Raw genomic sequence first — 15,805 nt, 5'->3', positions numbered from 1 at the left:
GGCGCAGCGCGAGGGCGGGCGCAGCGCGGGCGCCCGGCGGAGCCGGGCGGACGCGGCCCGGTGAGGGCGACACCCTCCCGGGGCGGCGCACCCGGGCGGCGCACCCGGGGCGGTGGTTCCTCCCCTGCGGGGGCACGTCGTCTGCCGAGGTCGGCAGCGGCATGCGCCCCGCCAGGGGCCGCACCCCGGACCGTCCACCCCCGCCCGCAGCACCCGACCCCACCAGGACCCGGCGCACGCGACCCCGGACCCGGACCCGGCGCACCCGACTCCCACCTGGACCCGCCGCACGCGACGCCACGCCCGCAGCACTCGACCTCACCCGGACCTGGCGCACCCGACCCCGACGCGGACCCAGCGCGACGCCGCACCCGCGGCACCCGACCCCCGCCCCCGGCCCCACGACCGAGGCCCGCGAGGTCGGCAGAAGGTGACGAGGTCGGAACATCGGATGTGCCGACCTCGTCGACTTCTGACGACCTCGGCGGCCGCTGCGCGCGCAGGTCAGAGGCGGCGGACGATCGCGTCGGCGAACTTCTCGACGGCCTCCGGGGCCTGCGCGAAGAAGAAGCTCGGCTCGATGAGCTCGAGCTCCAGGACGACCGGGTTGCCCTCGTCGTCGGGGATGAGGTCGACGCGGGTGTACGCGAGCGGCTGCTCGACGCCCTGCATGAGCCGGGGCAGGGCGTCGAGGACGCGCTGCCCGACCTCGAGCTCGGCCGGGGAGGCGTCGCGCGGGCTCATGACCTCCTCCTTGTAGAGGACGCCCTCGGTGTCCTCCTCGCGGTAGGGGCCCTCGAGCAGCGGGGCCTTGCGCACGGCGTGGCTGAGCTCGCCGTCGAAGTAGACGAGCGCGGTCTCGCCGACGGTGTCGACGTTCTTGAGGTAGCGCTGCACCATGACGTGCCGACCGTCGTCCAGGAGCTTCTTCACGTGCTGGATCGCGAGCGCGCGGGACGGGGTCTTGCTGGCGTCGTACCGGCCGGTGTCGCGGGAGCCCGCGCTGATGGTCGGCTTGATGACGAACTCGCCGAACGCCGGGAACCGGGTGTGGATGGCGCGGGCGTTGAAGTTGCGGGCCGGGTCCATCCAGATGGTCGGGACGATGGGGAGCCCGGCCTCCTCCATGGCGCGCTGGTAGATCTTGTCGATGTTCCAGGTGAGCACCTGCGCGGGGTTGATGAGCCGCGAGGACTGCCCGACGCGCTGGGTCCACCAGCGGAAGTCGCGGGGACGCTCGGTGTAGTCCCAGGTGGAGCGCACGACGACGGCGTCGTAGGACGACCAGTCGACGTCCGGGGCGTTCCAGACGGGCGACTCGACCTCCAGGTCCCGCGCGCGGAGCGCCGCGACCAGCGGGGCGTCGTCCGGGTCGAGGTCCGGCAGGGCGGCGCAGGTGGCGAGGGCGATGCGAGTGGTCACCCTCGGCAGACTACCCACGCGCCCCGGTGACGGCGCTGTGCCGCCGGTCACCGGGCCGGACGGTCAGGCGGTCCGCACCGGCGCGGTGTCGTCGGTGCGGTCCTGCGCGCCGTCGACCAGCCGGTGCAGCGCGGCGAGCAGCCCGGGGGCGTCGAGCTCGCCGACGACCGCGTCCCCCTCGTGCACGGCGACCCGGCCGGAGGGCTGCGCGGCGAGCGCGGCGAAGGCGGCGTCGAGCGGGTCCCCGACGCGGACCACCGGCCCGTCGCCCGGCGTCCCGGTGGCGGGCGACAGGTCGCGCCGCTCGACGGTGCCCAGGGCCAGCAGCCGCACGGCCGCGCCGGTGCCGACGAGGTCCGCGACGGCGGCGCTGGCGGGGGCCGCGAGCAGCCGCACGGGGTCGGACAGCTGCTCCAGGACTCCGCCCCGGCTGAGCACCGCGACCCGGTCGGCGAGGCGCACGGCCTCGTCGACGTCGTGCGTGACGAGCATGACGGTGGTGCCGATCTCCGACTGGATGCGGCGGAACTCGGTCTGCAGCCGGCGTCGGCCCACGGGGTCGACGGCACCGAACGGCTCGTCCATGAGCAGGACGGGCGGGTTGGTCGCGAGCGCCCGGGCGACGCCGACGCGCTGCCGCTCGCCGCCGGACAGCTCGTGCGGGTAGCGGCGGGCGTAGCGCCCGGGCTCCAGGCCGACGAGCTCCAGCAGCTCACCCGTGCGGGCGCGGGTGCGCGCCTTGTCCCAGCCGAGCAGGCGCGGGACGGTCGCGACGTTCTGGCCGACGGTGCGGTGCGGGAACAGGCCGACGTTCTGGATGACGTAGCCGATGCGGCGGCGCAGGCCGACGGCGTCCACGTCGGTGACGTCGTCGCCGTCGAGGAAGATGCGGCCCGAGGTGGGCTCCACCAGGCGGTTCGCCATGCGCAGCGTCGTGGACTTGCCGCAGCCGGACGGGCCGACGAGGGCCAGCAGCTCGTGCTCCTGGACGTCGAGGGAGAGGTCGCCGACCGCCACCGTCCCGTCGGCGTACGCCTTGCGGACGTGCTCGAACCTGATCGCCGTGGCCATCCGACGACCGTACCGGGGCCCGCCGACAGCCGCCCGGCGTCCGGCGGCGTCGCCGACGGGCGGGCGCGTGTCGGCGGTCCCGGGTAGCGTCGTCGCGGTGACCAGCCCACACGTCCCGAGCGCCGTCCTGGCCGCGGCAGGCGACCCGGCCGCGAACCCCTGGCTGTCGTGGGACTACGTGCAGCGCAACTGGTCGGACATCTCCCGCGCGCTGGAGCAGCACACGACCCTGACCGTGCAGGCCGTGCTCATCGCGTGCGCCATCGCGGTGCCGCTGGGCATGCTCGCGCACCTGCGGCCCCGGCTCGCGGCGCCCATCGTCGGCACCAGCAGCGTGCTCTACACGATCCCGTCGCTGGCCCTGTTCACGGTGCTCGTGCCGTGGACCGGCATCGGGCGCACGCCCGTGCTCATCGGGCTGGTGGTCTACGCGCTGCTCGTGCTGGTGCGCAACGTGCTGGTCGGGCTGGGCGGCGTGGACGAGAGCGTCCGGGACGCCGCGCGCGGCCTCGGGTACGGGCGGCTGCGCCTGCTGCTGACGGTCGAGCTGCCCAACGCCCTGCCCGCCATCGTCGCGGGCATCCGCCTCGCGACCGTCACGACCGTGGCGCTCGTCACGGTCGGCGTCGTCGTCGGCTACGGCGGGCTCGGCAACCTCATGTTCCGGGGCTTCCGCAACAACAAGTACCACGCGGAGATCCTCACGGCGACGCTGCTGTGCCTGGCGCTCGCGCTGGTGCTGGACCTGTTCCTCTGGCTGGTCGGCCGGGCGGTCACGCCCTGGGCCCGACGCGGACGGGAGGCGTGAGCGTGGACGTCCTCACCGAGGCCTACGCCTGGCTCAACGACCCGCTGAACTGGACGGGGCGACGCGGCGTGCTCGCCCTGACCGTCGAGCACCTGCGCCTCAGCGGCCTGGCGGTGCTGCTCGCCGCCGCGGTGGCGCTGCCGCTCGGGATCTGGCTGGGGCACCGGCGACGGGGCGGCGTGATCACCGTGGTCGCCGCGAACACCTCGCGCGCCCTGCCGACCTTCGCCCTGCTGACGATCTTCGCCGCGACGGGCCTGTTCGGGGCCACCGCCACGGTGCTGGCGGTCGCGGTGTTCGCGGTCCCGCCGATCCTGTCCAACACGTTCACCGGCCTCATGGAGGTCGACGCCGACGTCCGGGACGCCGCGCGCGGCGTCGGCATGTCCGGCGGGCGGTCCCTGGCGCTGGTCGAGCTGCCGCTCGCGCTGCCGCTGATCGGCGCGGGCCTGCGCACGGCCTCGACGCAGGTGCTCGCCACCGTGCCGCTCGCGGCGCTGGTCGGCGGCACGAGCCTCGGGTCGATCATCGTGCAGGGCATGGCCCTGCAGCGCTACGGGCAGGTGGTGGCCGGCGCCCTGCTGGTCGCCGTGCTCTGCCTGGCCGTCGAGGGGCTGCTCGCGCTCGCGCAGCGCGCCCTCACCCCGGCGCCGATGCGCGCCCGGGCGTCGCGCCGACGCCGGGGTCCCGCCCCCGACGACGCCGACGCGACCACCCCGGCCGCCGCACCCGACGCCGCCCCCGCACGGTCGTGACCCGATCGTGACCCGCCGACCCCCGTCCCCCGGTTGCCGACCTGCGGCGGCACCGGTGCAATGAACGGCGCTCCGACCAGCACCGTGATCGACAGAGGGCCATCCGCGCGCCCACCCGCACCGAACCGTCCGCGACACCCCGCGAGCAGAAGGACCTGAGCCATGAGCATCCGCCGATCCACCCTCCCCGCCGCAGCGGCGGGGCTCCTGCTCCTGCTGGCCGCCTGCGGCGACCCCGGCTCCGGCGGCGGCACCGCCGACCCGACGTCCGGCGGCGGCGCCGAGGGCACGGTCTGCGAGCCGATCGCGGGTCAGCAGCTCGTCGTGCTCGAGGACGACGAGGGCCTGCAGAACGCCGACAACATCATCCCGGCGTTCAACGCCGCGGCCGCCGAGGCCGACCCGGAGATGGTCGCGCTGCTCGACACCGTGTCGGAGTCGATGGACACCGACAAGCTCATCCAGCTGAACAAGGCCGTCGACATCGACCGGCAGACCTCCTCCGAGGCCGCCGCCGCGTACGTCGAGTCCGAGGGCCTGGCCGCCGCGGACGCCGCGGTCGGCAGCGGCAAGAGCGTCGTCGTCGGTGCCGCGAACTTCTCCGAGAGCGCGACCCTCGGCGAGATCTACGCGGCCGTGCTGCGCTCGGCGGGCTACACCGCCGAGGTGCAGACCATCGGCAACCGCGAGACCTACCTCCCGGCGCTGCAGAGCGGGCAGATCACCGTCACCGCGGAGTACGCGGCGACGCTGACCGAGTTCCTCAACACCGCGGCCAACGGCGCGGACGCCGAGCCGGTCGCGTCGGCCGACCCCGACGCCACCGTCGAGGAGCTGACCACCCTGGGCGCCGACGCGGGTCTCGCGTTCGGCACGGTGTCCGCCGCGCAGGACCAGAACGCGTTCGCGGTGACCGAGGAGTTCGCCGCCGAGTACGACCTGACGACCCTGTCCGACCTGGCCGCGAACTGCGGCGGCGGCGTGGTGCTCGCCGGTCCGGCGGAGTGCCCGGAGCGGCCGTTCTGCCAGATCGGCCTGGAGGAGACCTACGGCGTGGTCGTCTCGGAGTTCGCGTCGTACGACTTCGGCCTGATCGGTGACGCGGTCCGCAACGGCGAGGCGTCGGTGGGCCTGGTCCTGTCCTCGGACGGCTCGCTGGCCGCCTGAGCGGCACGCACGGCAGGAGGGGGCGGACCCGTCGCGGGTCCGCCCCCTCCGTCGTGCCCGCGGTCGGTCAGAGGCCCGCGGTCTCCAGGAGCCGCAGCCAGACCTCGCTGACCGTCGGGTAGGCGGGGACGGCGTGCCACAGCCGGTCCAGCGGCACCTCGCCGACCACGGCGACCGTCGCGGCCTGCAGCAGCTCCGCCGCGTCAGGCCCGGTGAACGTGGCGCCGACGATGACGCCGCGGTCCTCGTCCAGCACCACCTGCGCGGTCCCGGCGTAGCCGTCGGCGGCGACGGACGCCCCGGCGACCGACCCGATGGCGTACTGCACCGCGCGGACCTGGAGCCCGGCGTCGCGGGCCTCCTGCTCGGTGCGGCCGACCCAGGCGACCTCCGGCCGGGAGAACACGACCTGCGGGACGGCGGCGTGGTCGGCGGTCGCCCGGTACCGGGTCCACTCCCCCGCGTCACGCTCCGCCGCCGCCTGCTCGGCCGCGTCCTCGCCGGAGAACCGGGCCGCGACCACGTCCCCGACGACGCGCGCGTCGTACTTGCCCTGGTGCGTGGTGGCGGTGCGCCCGGTGACGTCCCCGACGGCGAACAGCCAGCCGTCCGCCACCCCGGTCACCTGCAGAGCGTCGTCCACCTCGAGCGCGCCCCCGGCGTCGAGGCCGAGGACGTCCAGCCCGAGGTCCGCGGTGCGGGGCCGGCGTCCGGTCGCGACCAGCACCTCGTCCGCGTCGACCTGGCCGTCGCCCTGCGGGCCGGTGACGGTCAGGTGCACGCCGTCGGCGTCCCGCCGCACGGCCGTGGCCGACGTGCCGAACCGCAGGTCGACGCCGAGGTCCCGCAGCCCGGCCGCGACCTCCTCGGCCGCGAACGGCTCGGCGGCGGTCAGCAGCCGGTCGCCGCGGACCAGCAGGGTCACCTCGGCGCCGAGGTCGCGGTACGCGACGGCCATCTCGACGCCGACGACGCCACCGCCGAGGATCGCGAGCCGCGCCGGGACGTCCTCGACGGCCGTCGCCTCGCGGGAGGTCCACGGCTGCGCCTCCGCGAGCCCGGCGACCGGCGGCACCACGGCCTCGCTGCCGGTGGCGACGACGACGGCGTGCCGGGCGATCAGGCGGGTGTCGCCGCCCTCCCCCGACACCAGCAGCTCCTTCGGGCCCGTGAACCGGGCGGTGCCGCGCAGCAGGGCGATGCCGGCGGAGTCCAGCCACTCGACCTGGCCGTGGTCGTCCCAGTGCGACGTGAACACGTCGCGGCGCGCGAGCACGGCCGCGGGGTCGAGGGTGCCCTGGACGAGCTCGGCAGCACCGGGGACCGCGCGGGCGGCTGCGAGCACCGCTCCGGGGCGCAGCAGCGCCTTGGAGGGCATGCAGGCCCAGTACGAGCACTCGCCGCCCACGAGCTCGTGCTCGACGACGGCGACCGACAGCCCGAGCCGTCCGGCCCGGTCCGCGGCGTTCTCCCCGACCGCACCGGCGCCGAGCACGACGACGTCGTAGGTGACGGTGTCCGGCGTGGCGCCGTCGTGGGGGGTGGGCTCGCTCATGTCCTCGCTCCGTTCGTCCGGGATCCGCGTGCGGTGCCTCCATCGTGGTCGCTCCGCGCGCTCCCGGCAGGTCGAGGGCGGTGCGGGACGTGACGCCCCTATCATTCGACCGGCACTTGAAGGATGTCTCCTTCGACCGGCTATCAGGTGAATTGAGCCCTTTGAGGGTGGCGGTACCGGGTGAAAACGGGCCAAACCGGTGCTTGGGCACACACCCGGGTGGGACCTTGGGTCCATGAACACCGACCCCTGGCGCGTCGACGTGACCGACGCCGACATCCGCGTCGCGAAGCGTGCGTGGATCGCGGCGCGCGACAGCGACGCCACCGACGCGGAGGTCGACCGCCGGTACGAGGACCTGCGCCGGCTCGTGAGCGCGCAGGCCCAGCAGATCGCCGACGACGTCCGCGCGCGGACCCGCACGTCCGCGCCCGCCCCCGAGGGCGACTGAGCCCCCGCACCCGCGACCCGGTCCGCGCACCGGCCGCGCACCCCGCACGACGCAGCGAGGCCCCGGACCAGACGGTCCGGGGCCTCACGCGTGGGACGGTGCTCAGTAGCGGAAGCGCGACACCTGCCCGCGCAGGTTCTCCGACATCCGGGCGAGCTCGGCGACCGCGCCGCCCATCTGGTTGAGCGTCTGCGAGGACTCCGCGGCGGCGGAGGCGACGCCGGTGATGTTCGTGGCGATCTCCCCCGACCCGGTGGCGGCCTCGGCGACCGACCGGGACATCTCGGTCGTCGTGGCGGTCTGCTCCTCCACCGCGCTCGCGATGGTGAGCTGGTAGTCGTTGATGCTCGCGATGATGTGGCTGATCTCGCCGATCGCGACCACCGCCGCACCCGTGTCCGCCTGGATGGCCTCGACCCGGCGCACGATGTCCTCGGTCGCCTTGGCCGTCTCCTGCGCCAGCTCCTTGACCTCACCGGCCACGACGGCGAAGCCCTTGCCCGCCTCGCCCGCCCGGGCGGCCTCGATGGTCGCGTTGAGCGCCAGCAGGTTCGTCTGCTCCGCGATGCTCGTGATCGCCTTGACGACGTTCCCGATCTCCTGCGACGACTCACCCAGGCGCGTCACCTGGTCGTTCGTCGCCACCGCGACGTCCGTGGCCTGACCCGCGACCTTCGCCGCCTGCGAGGCGTTCTGCGCGATCTCCCGGATCGACGCCCCCATCTCCTCGGCACCCGCCGCGACCGTCTGCACGTTGCGGGAGACCTGCTCGGCGGCAGCCGCGACCACCCCCGCCTGCGCGGACGTCTCGTCCGAGCCCGCGACGACCTGGGTGGACGCGGCGGAGAGCTCCTCGGCCGCCGCAGCGACCGTCTGGGAGGTCTCCACGACGCCGCTCATCAGCGCGCGCAGCTTGTCCTGCGCCCCGTTGAGCGAGGTCGCCATGCGGCCGAGCTCGTCCCGCGAGTCCAGGTCCACCGCGACCGTCAGGTCACCGTCGCCCATCGCCTCGACCGTGTGCTGCACGCGGGCCAGGTCGCGGACGATCCGGCGCACCAGGACCACACCGAGCGCGGCCGCCGCGATGGCCCCGATCACGCCGATGACGATCATCTGCACGCTCGCCGCGGACGCCGCCGCGGAGCTGTCCGCCACGCCCTGCTGCGCCTGCGCCGCCACCGAGTCGGTGAGCGCCTGCTGCGCGTCGCCGATCTCCGTGGTGATCGGCCGCACCTGCTCGGCGTAGGCCGTGTGGTACGCCGTGGCGCCGTCCGCGGCGAACTCCTGGATGTCGGCGGACGCCGCCTGGTAGCGCCCGTAGGCGTCCTGCAGCGCCGCGTACGCCGCGTCGTCCAGCACGAACGGCTCGTACGCCGCGATGTTCTCCAGCGCGTCCGCGTCGAAGTCCGCGCGCTGCTGCGCGATGTCCGCGCGGTCCGCCTCGGCGACCATGCCGTACTCCAGCACCCGCGCGCGGCTCGCCTGGAACCAGCGCTGCGTGTTCACCAGGTAGGTCTGCGGCTCGATGGCCTCGCGGCCGAGGCTGTCGATGGAGGTCTGCAGCCCGCCCAGCCGCACGATGCCGAGGGTCGCGATGGCGACGACGACGACCACCAGGATGCCGAGCACGGCGGCGATGCGCGCGCCGATCGGCAGGTCCGCGACGAGCCGTCGCGCACGAGGGGCGGCGGTCGTACCGGGAGCGGGCATGGGCGGTTCTCCATCCGTGAGCGGGGCGGGCCGCGTCCTGCGGCCCACTCGTCGGATCGGACGGCGGTGCCGCCGGGTGAGCCCCCATCCGGGTGAAAGGTGCTACCTGAACCGGGCACCCGTGTCCGCGACGGCGACCCGAGCCGCGCCCTCGCCCGCGTGCGCGGCGGACGACCCAGGGACGACGAAGGCCCCCGTCGGCGTCGTGCGCCGGCCGGGGGCCTCGTGGGTGGTGCGCCATCAGGGACTCGAACCCCGAACCCGCTGATTAAGAGTCAGCTGCTCTGCCAATTGAGCTAATGGCGCGCGGTGCAGAACGCTAGCACCGTCAGCGGGGTGGTCCGGACCCGGGTCACCCCACCGCACGACGACGGCACCCGTCCGACGTCAAGCGTCGGCCGGGGCCTCGTGCGTGGTGCGCCATCAGGGACTCGAACCCCGAACCCGCTGATTAAGAGTCAGCTGCTCTGCCAATTGAGCTAATGGCGCGCGGTTGAGAACGGTAGCACCGCCCGGCCGCCCGAGGCCAATCCACGACCGCCCCGGAGGGCCGTCGTGGCGCAGGTCACGCCCGGTGCGGGTCCGCCGTGGCGTCCGGGTCGACGGGCACGTCGGCGTCGCGCGGCGCGGTGGCGTCGTCGCCCTCCCACCAGGCGTCGTCCGGCAGGCCCTCGGCCCGCAGGATCGCCTCCGACCGGGGCTCGGCCACGGCCAGGTCCGCCAGCAGGGTCAGCGGGACGTGCTCGGCGAGCAGGTCCATCACCGCAGCGGCGTCCTGCGCGGGCACGTCACGCCCGTCGGCCGTCTTCGCCTCGTCGTCCACCACGGCTGCTCCCCCGATCGTTCCTGCGACCATGGGAACACCCGCGCCACCGCCGCGCAACAGTGCACGCCGAGGGCGAACACGACCGCACCCGGTCGGCGCTTCCGTGCAGGTCAGAGGTACAGACCGGTGCCCTGCCCGCCGTCGCGCGGCGCCGCCACGGCGTGCACGTCCTTCTCCCGCAGCAGCAGGTACGTGCGGGCCTCCAGCTCGACCTCCGCGCGCTCGTCCGGGTCGAAGAGCACCCGGTCCCCCACGGCCACCTGGCGCACGTGCTGCCCCGCCGCGACCACCGCGCCCCACGTGAGCCGCTTCCCCACCGCCGCCGTGGCGGGGATGACGATGCCCGCCGAGGACCGGCGCTCGGACGCGTCCGCGTCGAGCTCGACCAGCAGGCGGTCGTTCAGCATCCGGATCGGCAGCGGGGCGTCGGTCTCGCGAGGGCTCACCCGGCAGACGGTACCGCCCGGGCGTCGTACGCTGGCGGCGCCCGTCCGCCGCGCACGCGATACCCGCGCGCCCGAACCCGCACAGGAGACGACATGCCCCGCCTCGCCGTCGGCGACACCGCGCCCGACTTCACGCTGCCCACCGCCGACGGCGGCACGGTGACGCTGTCGGACCTGCGCGGCGAGCACGTGGTCGTGTACTTCTACCCCGCCGCCGCGACCCCGGGGTGCACCACCCAGGCGTGCGACTTCCGGGACTCGCTCGCGTCGCTGACGGCGCACGGCTACCGGGTCGTCGGGGTCTCCCCGGACGGCGTCGACAAGCTCGCCGCGTTCGCGCGCGACCAGGACCTGCCCTTCCCGCTCGCGTCCGACACGGAGAAGACCGTGCTGGAGGCGTGGGGCGCCTGGGGCGAGAAGCAGAACTACGGCCGCACCGTCACCGGCGTCATCCGGTCGACGGTCGTCGTCGCCCCCGACGGCACCGTGGAGCTCGCGCAGTACAACGTCAAGGCCACCGGCCACGTCGCCCGCCTGCGGCGCGAGCTCGGCGTCGACGCCTGATCCACCCGCCCCGGGACCTCCCGGGGCGGCCGGCGGGAGTGGTGTAACGGCAGCCACGCCAGGTTTAGGTCCTGGTGCCCGAGAGGGCGTGCGGGTTCGACTCCCGTCTCCCGCACCGGAGGTCACGCGCTCCGGTCAGAGCGCGATGACCTTGACCCGCTGCGCCGGCTCGGCGGGGATCGTGCGCAGCGCGAAGGCGAGGCCTCGCTCCGCAGACCGGGCGAGCACGTGCGGCAGCCCGGTCAGCAGCGTCGCCGTCTCGATCGACAGGCCGAGGAGCCCTCCGGCACGGGTGTCGCGTACCCCCACCCACGTCAGGTCGTGCGCCCGGAGAGCCGCGCGCTCGTCGGGATCGCGCAGCTGGTTCCGGTCCCGCGTGATGAGGTGCGTGAACCCGTCCTCGGCCATCGCCTCGAACAGGTCGACGTCCTCCAGCGCACCCCACCCGCGCTCGCTCGCGTGGGCGACGTGGTGGTCGGCGAAGAACGTCCTGAGCGACGGGAGGCTGCCGGTGTTCGCGTTCTGGTCGAGCAGGAACCTCATCCGCTCACCGCTCTGCGTCCCGCAGCCGCCACGGCAGAGGCGAGCTCCACGGCGTCGTGGGCACCGTCCGGGCTGACCCCCGGGTAGAAGCGGGGGACGTCGTCCGCGGTGAGCGTCACGCCGTCGACGGCGCGGGCGATCACGTCGAACGTCACGCGGGTGTCGTCCACGGTCGGCCAGCCACCCATGCGGCGCGCGCTGACGTGCAGCCGGGGGCGCGGGTGCAGGAAGTCGACGACCTGGACACCTTGCTTGGTCGTGAACGACTCGTAGATGTCCGCCAGTGTGAAGAGCTGGACCGAGCCCTTGTTCGCCACGAGGTCGAGATAGCCGTCGTCCGTCTCGACGGCCACCGACCTGCCGTCGGTGGCGAAGCGGTACTGAGCGGGGTGGTCGGTCAGGTCGAACTCCGGGAGCGCCGAGAAGGCCGCCCTGATCTTCTGGGGCGACGTCGCCGAGCGGGGCTCGCCTCCGGGACGAGCAGGCCGGTCGCACGCCAGTTGCGCAGCTGGTACCGGGTGGCGCCGGTCAGGACGGCGGTCAGGTCAGCAGGGAACGACATCGCGTTCCACCTCCTCCTCCACCGCTCGGTCCGCCGACGACAGTAGCGACCCGCACCCACTCAGGTGTGCACGAGAGTCGCTTCACCCGGGTGGACCACTCACCACCCGGATGCGCCGACCGACGCGGTCCGACCGGGTGACGCGAGCGCCGTCTCCTCAGGCAACGGCTCGCCCGTTCGACCGGAACCTCGGGAGGTGTCTGCCTCCCGCGCGGGCGACGACGGCTGCGGCGGTACGACGAGAGGCCGGTCGATGACGGCGACCCACGACCACGCGACGACGCGAGCGCTCCCCCGGGTGGGCGGGCTCGACACCCTGCCGACCCCGGCGGCGGGCGGCCACGACCGCCTTCCTGGTGCGGCGCCGACCACGGCCCGCCGGGACCGCGGTCTGGGCTTCACCGGCAAGATCCTGCTGACGGTGTCGATCGCGGTCGCGATGACGGGGCTGCTGGGCTGGGTGTCGATCCTGACCCTCTGGCAGAGCACGGACCGCACGGAGCGGATGTACTCCGAGCACGTCGCGGGGCTGACCCTGGCGAGCCAGGTGCGCTCGGAGCTCGGCGGTGCGCAGGAGCTCGGCACCGCGACCCGGATCGCGGTGGAGAACGGCGACCCGTTCAAGGCCGAGGGCCTGGCGTCGGACCAGCAGGACGCGGTCGCACAGGCGGTGGCGACGCTGGACGAGTACGCGGCGATGCCGTCGCTGACCGAGGACCAGCAGGCCGCGACCGCCCTGGTGCGCACGGCGCTGACGACCTACCAGAGCCTCGCAGGCGCCTCGGAGGCGGCGGACACCGCCGCGCAGGCCGCCGCGGACCGGATCGACGACCTCATCACCGCCCAGGCGGGTCTGGCGCGGGAGGCGGCGCGGGAGGCGACGGCGGCGGGCGACCGCAGCGTGCTGATCGAGTTCATCGCGCTGGGTGTCGCGGCCGTGCTGCCCGCCGTCGTGGGCGTGGTCGTGGCGCGGCGCCTGAGCCGGCGCCTGGACCGGGTGGCGACGACCGCGCAGGCCCTCGCGGGCGGCGACCTCACGGTGCGCAGCGAGGTCACCGGGGCGGACGAGATCGGCCGCACCGCGGCCGCGCTGGACACCGCGACCTCCGCCCTGCGGGACACGGTGAGCGGCATCGTGCTGACGGCGCAGACCGTCGCGGACGCCGCGGGCCGGCTCGAGGGCTCGGCGCAGCAGGTCGTCGCCGGGGCCGACCAGACGTCCGGGCAGGCCGGGGTCGTCGCCTCGGCGGCCGAGCAGGTCAACCGGGACGTGCACACCGTGGCCGCCGGTGCCGAGCAGATGGGCGCGTCGATCCGGGAGATCGCCCGGAACGCCGCCGAGGCCGCGCAGGTCGCGGGCCGGGCCACCACCGCGGCGGCCACGACCAACGAGCAGGTCGCGCGCCTGGGCGTCTCGTCGGCGGAGATCGGCAACGTCGTCAAGGTCATCACCAGCATCGCGGAGCAGACCAACCTGCTCGCGCTGAACGCCACCATCGAGGCCGCCCGCGCAGGCGAGGCGGGCAAGGGCTTCGCCGTGGTCGCCGGGGAGGTCAAGGAGCTCGCCTCCGAGACCGCGAAGGCGACGGAGGACATCGCCCGCCGCGTCGAGGCGATCCAGGCCGACACCGAGGGCGCCGTCGCCGCCATCGCGGAGATCGGGCACGTCATCGCGCAGATCGACGACTACCAGACGACGATCGCGTCGGCCGTCGAGGAGCAGACCGCCACGACCTCGGAGATGTCCCGGTCGGTGGCGGACGCCGCCAGCGGCTCCGGCGAGATCGCCACCACCATCACCGGTGTGGCGACCGCCGCCGCGACCAGCACCGAGGTGATCGGGCAGATGAGCACGGCCATCGCCGAGCTCGCCCGCGAGGCCGACGACCTGCGCAGCCGGGTGGCGCAGTTCCGGCACTGACCGCCCCCGGACACGACGAGGCCCCCGCACGCTCGGCGTGCGGGGGCCTCGGGGCTTCGTGGGCGGTCAGCCCTGCGCGGCGCCCGCCGCGGCGATCTGCGCACGGACGTCGTCCATGTCCAGCGCCTTGACCGCGTCGACGACCTGCTGCAGCGCCGGGGCCGGGAGGGCACCCGCCTGGTTGAACACCAGGACGCCCTCGCGGAACGCCATCAGGGTCGGGATCGACGTGATCTGCAGCTCGGCCGCCAGCTGCTGCTCGGCCTCGGTGTCGACCTTCGCATGGACGATGTCGGGGTGCTGGTCCGACGAGTCCTCGAAGATCGGGCCGAAGCGCTTGCACGGCTGGCACCAGTCCGCCCAGAAGTCGACCAGAACGATGTCGTTCTCGGTGATCGTCTTCTGGATGGTGTCGGCCGTCAGCTCGGTCGTGGCCATCAGTCGCCTCCTGTTGTCGTGATTGACGCCAGTAGAGCGCCCGTCCGCCCTCCAGTATTCCCGCTGCCCGCGCACCCCGCCGCCGGGGCCGCCCGCGCGCCCGCGCACCAGCCGGGAAGCGCCGTCCCGCGCGTCGGGGTGTCGCCGGGCCCGGTGACCGGGGTACAACTGCCAGGTGACCGACACGGCTGACCTGCCCCGCGAGCCCGAGCGCCCCTCCGGGTGGCTGAGTCCCGAGGGCATCGCGGCGGCGCGCCGCTCGCTCCCGCTGCTGTACGTCGACGCGGTCCCGGTGCGGGTGGACGACTCCGGCGACGTCGTCGCCGTCGGCCTCCTGCTGCGGGTGACGCCCGAGGGCGTCATGTCGCGGGCGCTCGTCTCCGGCCGCGTGATGTACCACGAGCGGGTGCGGGACGCCCTGCTGCGGCACATCGAGAAGGACCTCGGACCGGTGGCGCTGCCGCAGGTCCCGCCGACGCCGCAGCCGTTCACCGTCGCGGAGTACTTCCCGACGCCCGGCGTGACGCCGTACCACGACCCCCGGCAGCACGCGGTGTCGCTCGCCTACGTCGTGCCGGTGACCGGCGACTGCCGGCCCCAGCAGGACGCCCTCGACCTGGCCTGGCTGACGCCGGAGGAGGCGTGCAGCGAGCAGGTGCAGATCGAGATGAACGGCGGCCAGGGCCTGCTGCTGCGCCAGGCGATGGCGCACGTCGGCCGGATGCCCTGAGGATCCGGTGACCACCGACGCCGCTCCCGCGACCCCCGACGCCGTCGGCCGGGGCTGGACCGCGTCCGCCCGGGTGCTGCACGCGCTGCTGGCGCTCGCCGCGCTGACCGGCGTCGCCCTGGAGGTCAGCCGGGCCCTGGCGTTCGAGCCCACCACGGACCTGAGCGGCACCGAGCGGCTGGTCCGGCTGTTCTCGTACTTCACCATCCAGTCGAACCTGCTGGTGCTGGTCGCCTCCGCCCTGCTGGCCCTCCGCCCGGCGCGGGCGGGGCGCGTGATGGCCGTCCTGCACCTCGACGCGCTGCTGTGCATCGCCGTGACCGGCGTCGTCTACCACGCGGTGCTCGCCGACGCCGGGGCTGACCTCACGCCGTCGGGTGACCTCGCGAACTTCCTGCTGCACACCGTCTCCCCGATCGGCACGTGGGTGGTGTGGCTGCTGGTCGGGCCGCGCCCGCGGTTCCGCACCGCGACGGTGGCCTGGTCGGTCGTGTACCCGCTCGGCTGGATCGCGTACACGTTCGTGCGCGGCGGGATCACCGGGTGGTACCCGTACCCGTTCCTCGACGCGGGCGCCCTCGGGCTGGCGGCCGCGGCCCGGAACACCGCGCTGGTCGCGGTCGGGTTCCTGGTGCTCGCGCTGCTGGTGCGGCTGCTGGAGCGCGTCCTGCCCGCGACGCCGGGGCCGACCGGGCGAGGTCCCTCCGATCCCCGGGGGCGCGGACGGGGGTGACCGGTCGTCACCACCGGGCGGCGCACCCGCCACCCGGTGGCGGTGGTCCGGGCGCGGCGGTGGCGCGGCCCGCGGAGCCGCAGCCCGGACGTCGTGATGACGC

The 15,805-nt window shown here is 74.6% G+C and carries 17 protein-coding genes and 3 tRNA genes; 9 read left to right on the top strand and 11 right to left on the bottom strand.

Features of this window, described 5'->3' with window-relative positions; translation table 11 throughout:
* Positions 1–504: 504 nt before the first annotated feature.
* A complete protein-coding gene (locus tag EBM89_RS01260) occupies positions 505–1,431 on the bottom strand; it encodes an ATP-grasp domain-containing protein (protein ID WP_122147652.1) in 927 nt (308 codons plus the stop codon).
* Between the two features lie 54 nt (positions 1,432–1,485).
* A complete protein-coding gene (locus tag EBM89_RS01255) occupies positions 1,486–2,493 on the bottom strand; it encodes an ABC transporter ATP-binding protein (RefSeq protein ID WP_122147640.1) in 1,008 nt (335 codons plus the stop codon).
* A 97-nt stretch (positions 2,494–2,590) separates the two neighbouring features.
* Here EBM89_RS01255 and EBM89_RS01250 point away from each other — a divergent pair, with 97 nt between their 5' ends.
* The 3 genes from EBM89_RS01250 to EBM89_RS01240 all read left to right on the top strand — a co-directional run bounded on the left by EBM89_RS01250 (position 2,591) and on the right by EBM89_RS01240 (position 5,223).
* A complete protein-coding gene (locus tag EBM89_RS01250) occupies positions 2,591–3,301 on the top strand; it encodes an ABC transporter permease (RefSeq protein ID WP_233571458.1) in 711 nt (236 codons plus the stop codon).
* A complete protein-coding gene (locus EBM89_RS01245; protein WP_369408611.1) occupies positions 3,298–4,056 on the top strand; it encodes an ABC transporter permease in 759 nt (252 codons plus the stop codon). Before EBM89_RS01250 ends, EBM89_RS01245 begins: the two co-directional genes overlap by 4 nt.
* 162 nt (positions 4,057–4,218) lie before the next feature.
* Positions 4,219–5,223: a glycine betaine ABC transporter substrate-binding protein gene (locus EBM89_RS01240; RefSeq protein ID WP_122147639.1), complete on the top strand. Its 1,005-nt coding sequence runs from the start codon at positions 4,219–4,221 to the stop codon at positions 5,221–5,223.
* Between the two features lie 67 nt (positions 5,224–5,290).
* On the opposite strand, the gene EBM89_RS01235 is transcribed toward EBM89_RS01240, so the two are convergent.
* On the bottom strand, positions 5,291–6,778 hold the full coding sequence (locus tag EBM89_RS01235; protein WP_122147638.1) for a dihydrolipoyl dehydrogenase family protein: 1,488 nt from the start codon (positions 6,776–6,778) through the stop codon (positions 5,291–5,293).
* Positions 6,779–7,013: 235 nt separating this feature from the next.
* On the opposite strand from EBM89_RS01235, the gene EBM89_RS01230 reads away from it, so the two are divergent.
* Positions 7,014–7,229, top strand: a complete 216-nt coding sequence (locus EBM89_RS01230) for a hypothetical protein (RefSeq protein ID WP_122147637.1) — start codon at positions 7,014–7,016, stop codon at positions 7,227–7,229.
* A gap of 102 nt (positions 7,230–7,331) precedes the next feature.
* Here EBM89_RS01230 and EBM89_RS01225 read toward each other — a convergent pair whose 3' ends face one another.
* The 5 genes from EBM89_RS01225 to EBM89_RS01205 form a co-directional block, all read right to left on the bottom strand.
* Positions 7,332–8,939 (bottom strand): methyl-accepting chemotaxis protein, encoded by a 1,608-nt coding sequence (locus EBM89_RS01225; protein WP_122147636.1) that lies wholly within the window; start codon positions 8,937–8,939, stop codon positions 7,332–7,334.
* 230 nt (positions 8,940–9,169) lie between these two features.
* A tRNA-Lys gene (locus EBM89_RS01220) sits at positions 9,170–9,245 on the bottom strand.
* Positions 9,246–9,352: 107 nt separating this feature from the next.
* A tRNA-Lys gene (locus tag EBM89_RS01215) sits at positions 9,353–9,428 on the bottom strand.
* Positions 9,429–9,504: 76 nt separating this feature from the next.
* On the bottom strand, positions 9,505–9,795 hold the full coding sequence (locus EBM89_RS01210; protein ID WP_147463417.1) for a hypothetical protein: 291 nt from the start codon (positions 9,793–9,795) through the stop codon (positions 9,505–9,507).
* A gap of 80 nt (positions 9,796–9,875) precedes the next feature.
* Positions 9,876–10,172 carry a GroES family chaperonin gene (locus EBM89_RS01205; RefSeq protein WP_122147649.1) on the bottom strand — a complete coding sequence of 99 codons (297 nt, stop codon included), beginning with the start codon at positions 10,170–10,172 and terminating at the stop codon, positions 9,876–9,878.
* Positions 10,173–10,304: 132 nt separating this feature from the next.
* Between EBM89_RS01205 and bcp the strand changes: the two genes are divergently transcribed.
* Entirely contained in the window at positions 10,305–10,775 is a 471-nt protein-coding gene (gene bcp, locus EBM89_RS01200; RefSeq protein ID WP_122147634.1) for a thioredoxin-dependent thiol peroxidase, read from the top strand.
* Positions 10,776–10,807: 32 nt separating this feature from the next.
* Positions 10,808–10,890: transfer RNA gene (locus tag EBM89_RS01195), tRNA-Leu, on the top strand.
* A 20-nt stretch (positions 10,891–10,910) separates the two neighbouring features.
* Here the strand turns inward: EBM89_RS01195 and EBM89_RS01190 are convergent.
* Positions 10,911–11,318: a PIN-like domain-containing protein gene (locus EBM89_RS01190; RefSeq protein WP_122147633.1), complete on the bottom strand. Its 408-nt coding sequence runs from the start codon at positions 11,316–11,318 to the stop codon at positions 10,911–10,913.
* The gene (locus tag EBM89_RS21750; protein ID WP_199731928.1) at positions 11,315–11,671 is read right to left on the bottom strand and encodes a DUF433 domain-containing protein; all 357 of its coding nucleotides are present in this window, start codon (positions 11,669–11,671) and stop codon (positions 11,315–11,317) included. The genes EBM89_RS01190 and EBM89_RS21750 overlap by 4 nt, the downstream gene beginning before the upstream one ends.
* Positions 11,672–12,133: 462 nt before the next feature.
* On the opposite strand from EBM89_RS21750, the gene EBM89_RS01180 reads away from it, so the two are divergent.
* Positions 12,134–13,801: a methyl-accepting chemotaxis protein gene (locus EBM89_RS01180; RefSeq protein WP_147463416.1), complete on the top strand. Its 1,668-nt coding sequence runs from the start codon at positions 12,134–12,136 to the stop codon at positions 13,799–13,801.
* 66 nt (positions 13,802–13,867) lie between these two features.
* Here the strand turns inward: EBM89_RS01180 and trxA are convergent, their stop codons facing one another.
* The gene (trxA, locus tag EBM89_RS01175; protein ID WP_122147632.1) at positions 13,868–14,239 is read right to left on the bottom strand and encodes a thioredoxin; all 372 of its coding nucleotides are present in this window, start codon (positions 14,237–14,239) and stop codon (positions 13,868–13,870) included.
* A gap of 175 nt (positions 14,240–14,414) precedes the next feature.
* Here trxA and EBM89_RS01170 point away from each other — a divergent pair, with 175 nt between their 5' ends.
* Together EBM89_RS01170 and EBM89_RS01165 are read left to right on the top strand one after the other, a co-directional pair.
* Positions 14,415–14,969 (top strand): NUDIX hydrolase family protein, encoded by a 555-nt coding sequence (locus tag EBM89_RS01170; protein WP_122147631.1) that lies wholly within the window; start codon positions 14,415–14,417, stop codon positions 14,967–14,969.
* Positions 14,970–14,976: 7 nt separating this feature from the next.
* Positions 14,977–15,702, top strand: coding sequence for a Pr6Pr family membrane protein (locus tag EBM89_RS01165; RefSeq protein ID WP_122147630.1), 726 nt, complete (start codon positions 14,977–14,979; stop codon positions 15,700–15,702).
* Positions 15,703–15,805 lie beyond the last annotated feature (103 nt).

Source organism: Cellulomonas triticagri, assembly GCF_003696205.1.
GTDB lineage: Bacteria > Actinomycetota > Actinomycetes > Actinomycetales > Cellulomonadaceae > Cellulomonas > Cellulomonas triticagri.
This window is presented reverse-complemented; position numbering and strand designations above follow the sequence as displayed.

What these genes read in the sequence shown, in the direction of transcription:
- EBM89_RS01255 (WP_122147640.1), bottom strand. Translation starts at nt 2,493, where the DNA reads ATGGCCACGGCGATCAGGTTCGAGCACGTCCGCAAGGCGTACGCCGAC.
- EBM89_RS01240 (WP_122147639.1), top strand. Translation starts at nt 4,219, where the DNA reads ATGAGCATCCGCCGATCCACCCTCCCCGCCGCAGCGGCGGGGCTCCTG.
- EBM89_RS01235 (WP_122147638.1), bottom strand. Translation starts at nt 6,778, where the DNA reads ATGAGCGAGCCCACCCCCCACGACGGCGCCACGCCGGACACCGTCACC.
- EBM89_RS01230 (WP_122147637.1), top strand. Translation starts at nt 7,014, where the DNA reads ATGAACACCGACCCCTGGCGCGTCGACGTGACCGACGCCGACATCCGC.
- EBM89_RS01225 (WP_122147636.1), bottom strand. Translation starts at nt 8,939, where the DNA reads ATGCCCGCTCCCGGTACGACCGCCGCCCCTCGTGCGCGACGGCTCGTC.
- EBM89_RS01210 (WP_147463417.1), bottom strand. Translation starts at nt 9,795, where the DNA reads ATGGTCGCAGGAACGATCGGGGGAGCAGCCGTGGTGGACGACGAGGCG.
- EBM89_RS01205 (WP_122147649.1), bottom strand. Translation starts at nt 10,172, where the DNA reads ATGCTGAACGACCGCCTGCTGGTCGAGCTCGACGCGGACGCGTCCGAG.
- bcp (WP_122147634.1), top strand. Translation starts at nt 10,305, where the DNA reads ATGCCCCGCCTCGCCGTCGGCGACACCGCGCCCGACTTCACGCTGCCC.
- EBM89_RS01190 (WP_122147633.1), bottom strand. Translation starts at nt 11,318, where the DNA reads ATGAGGTTCCTGCTCGACCAGAACGCGAACACCGGCAGCCTCCCGTCG.
- EBM89_RS01180 (WP_147463416.1), top strand. Translation starts at nt 12,134, where the DNA reads ATGACGGCGACCCACGACCACGCGACGACGCGAGCGCTCCCCCGGGTG.
- trxA (WP_122147632.1), bottom strand. Translation starts at nt 14,239, where the DNA reads ATGGCCACGACCGAGCTGACGGCCGACACCATCCAGAAGACGATCACC.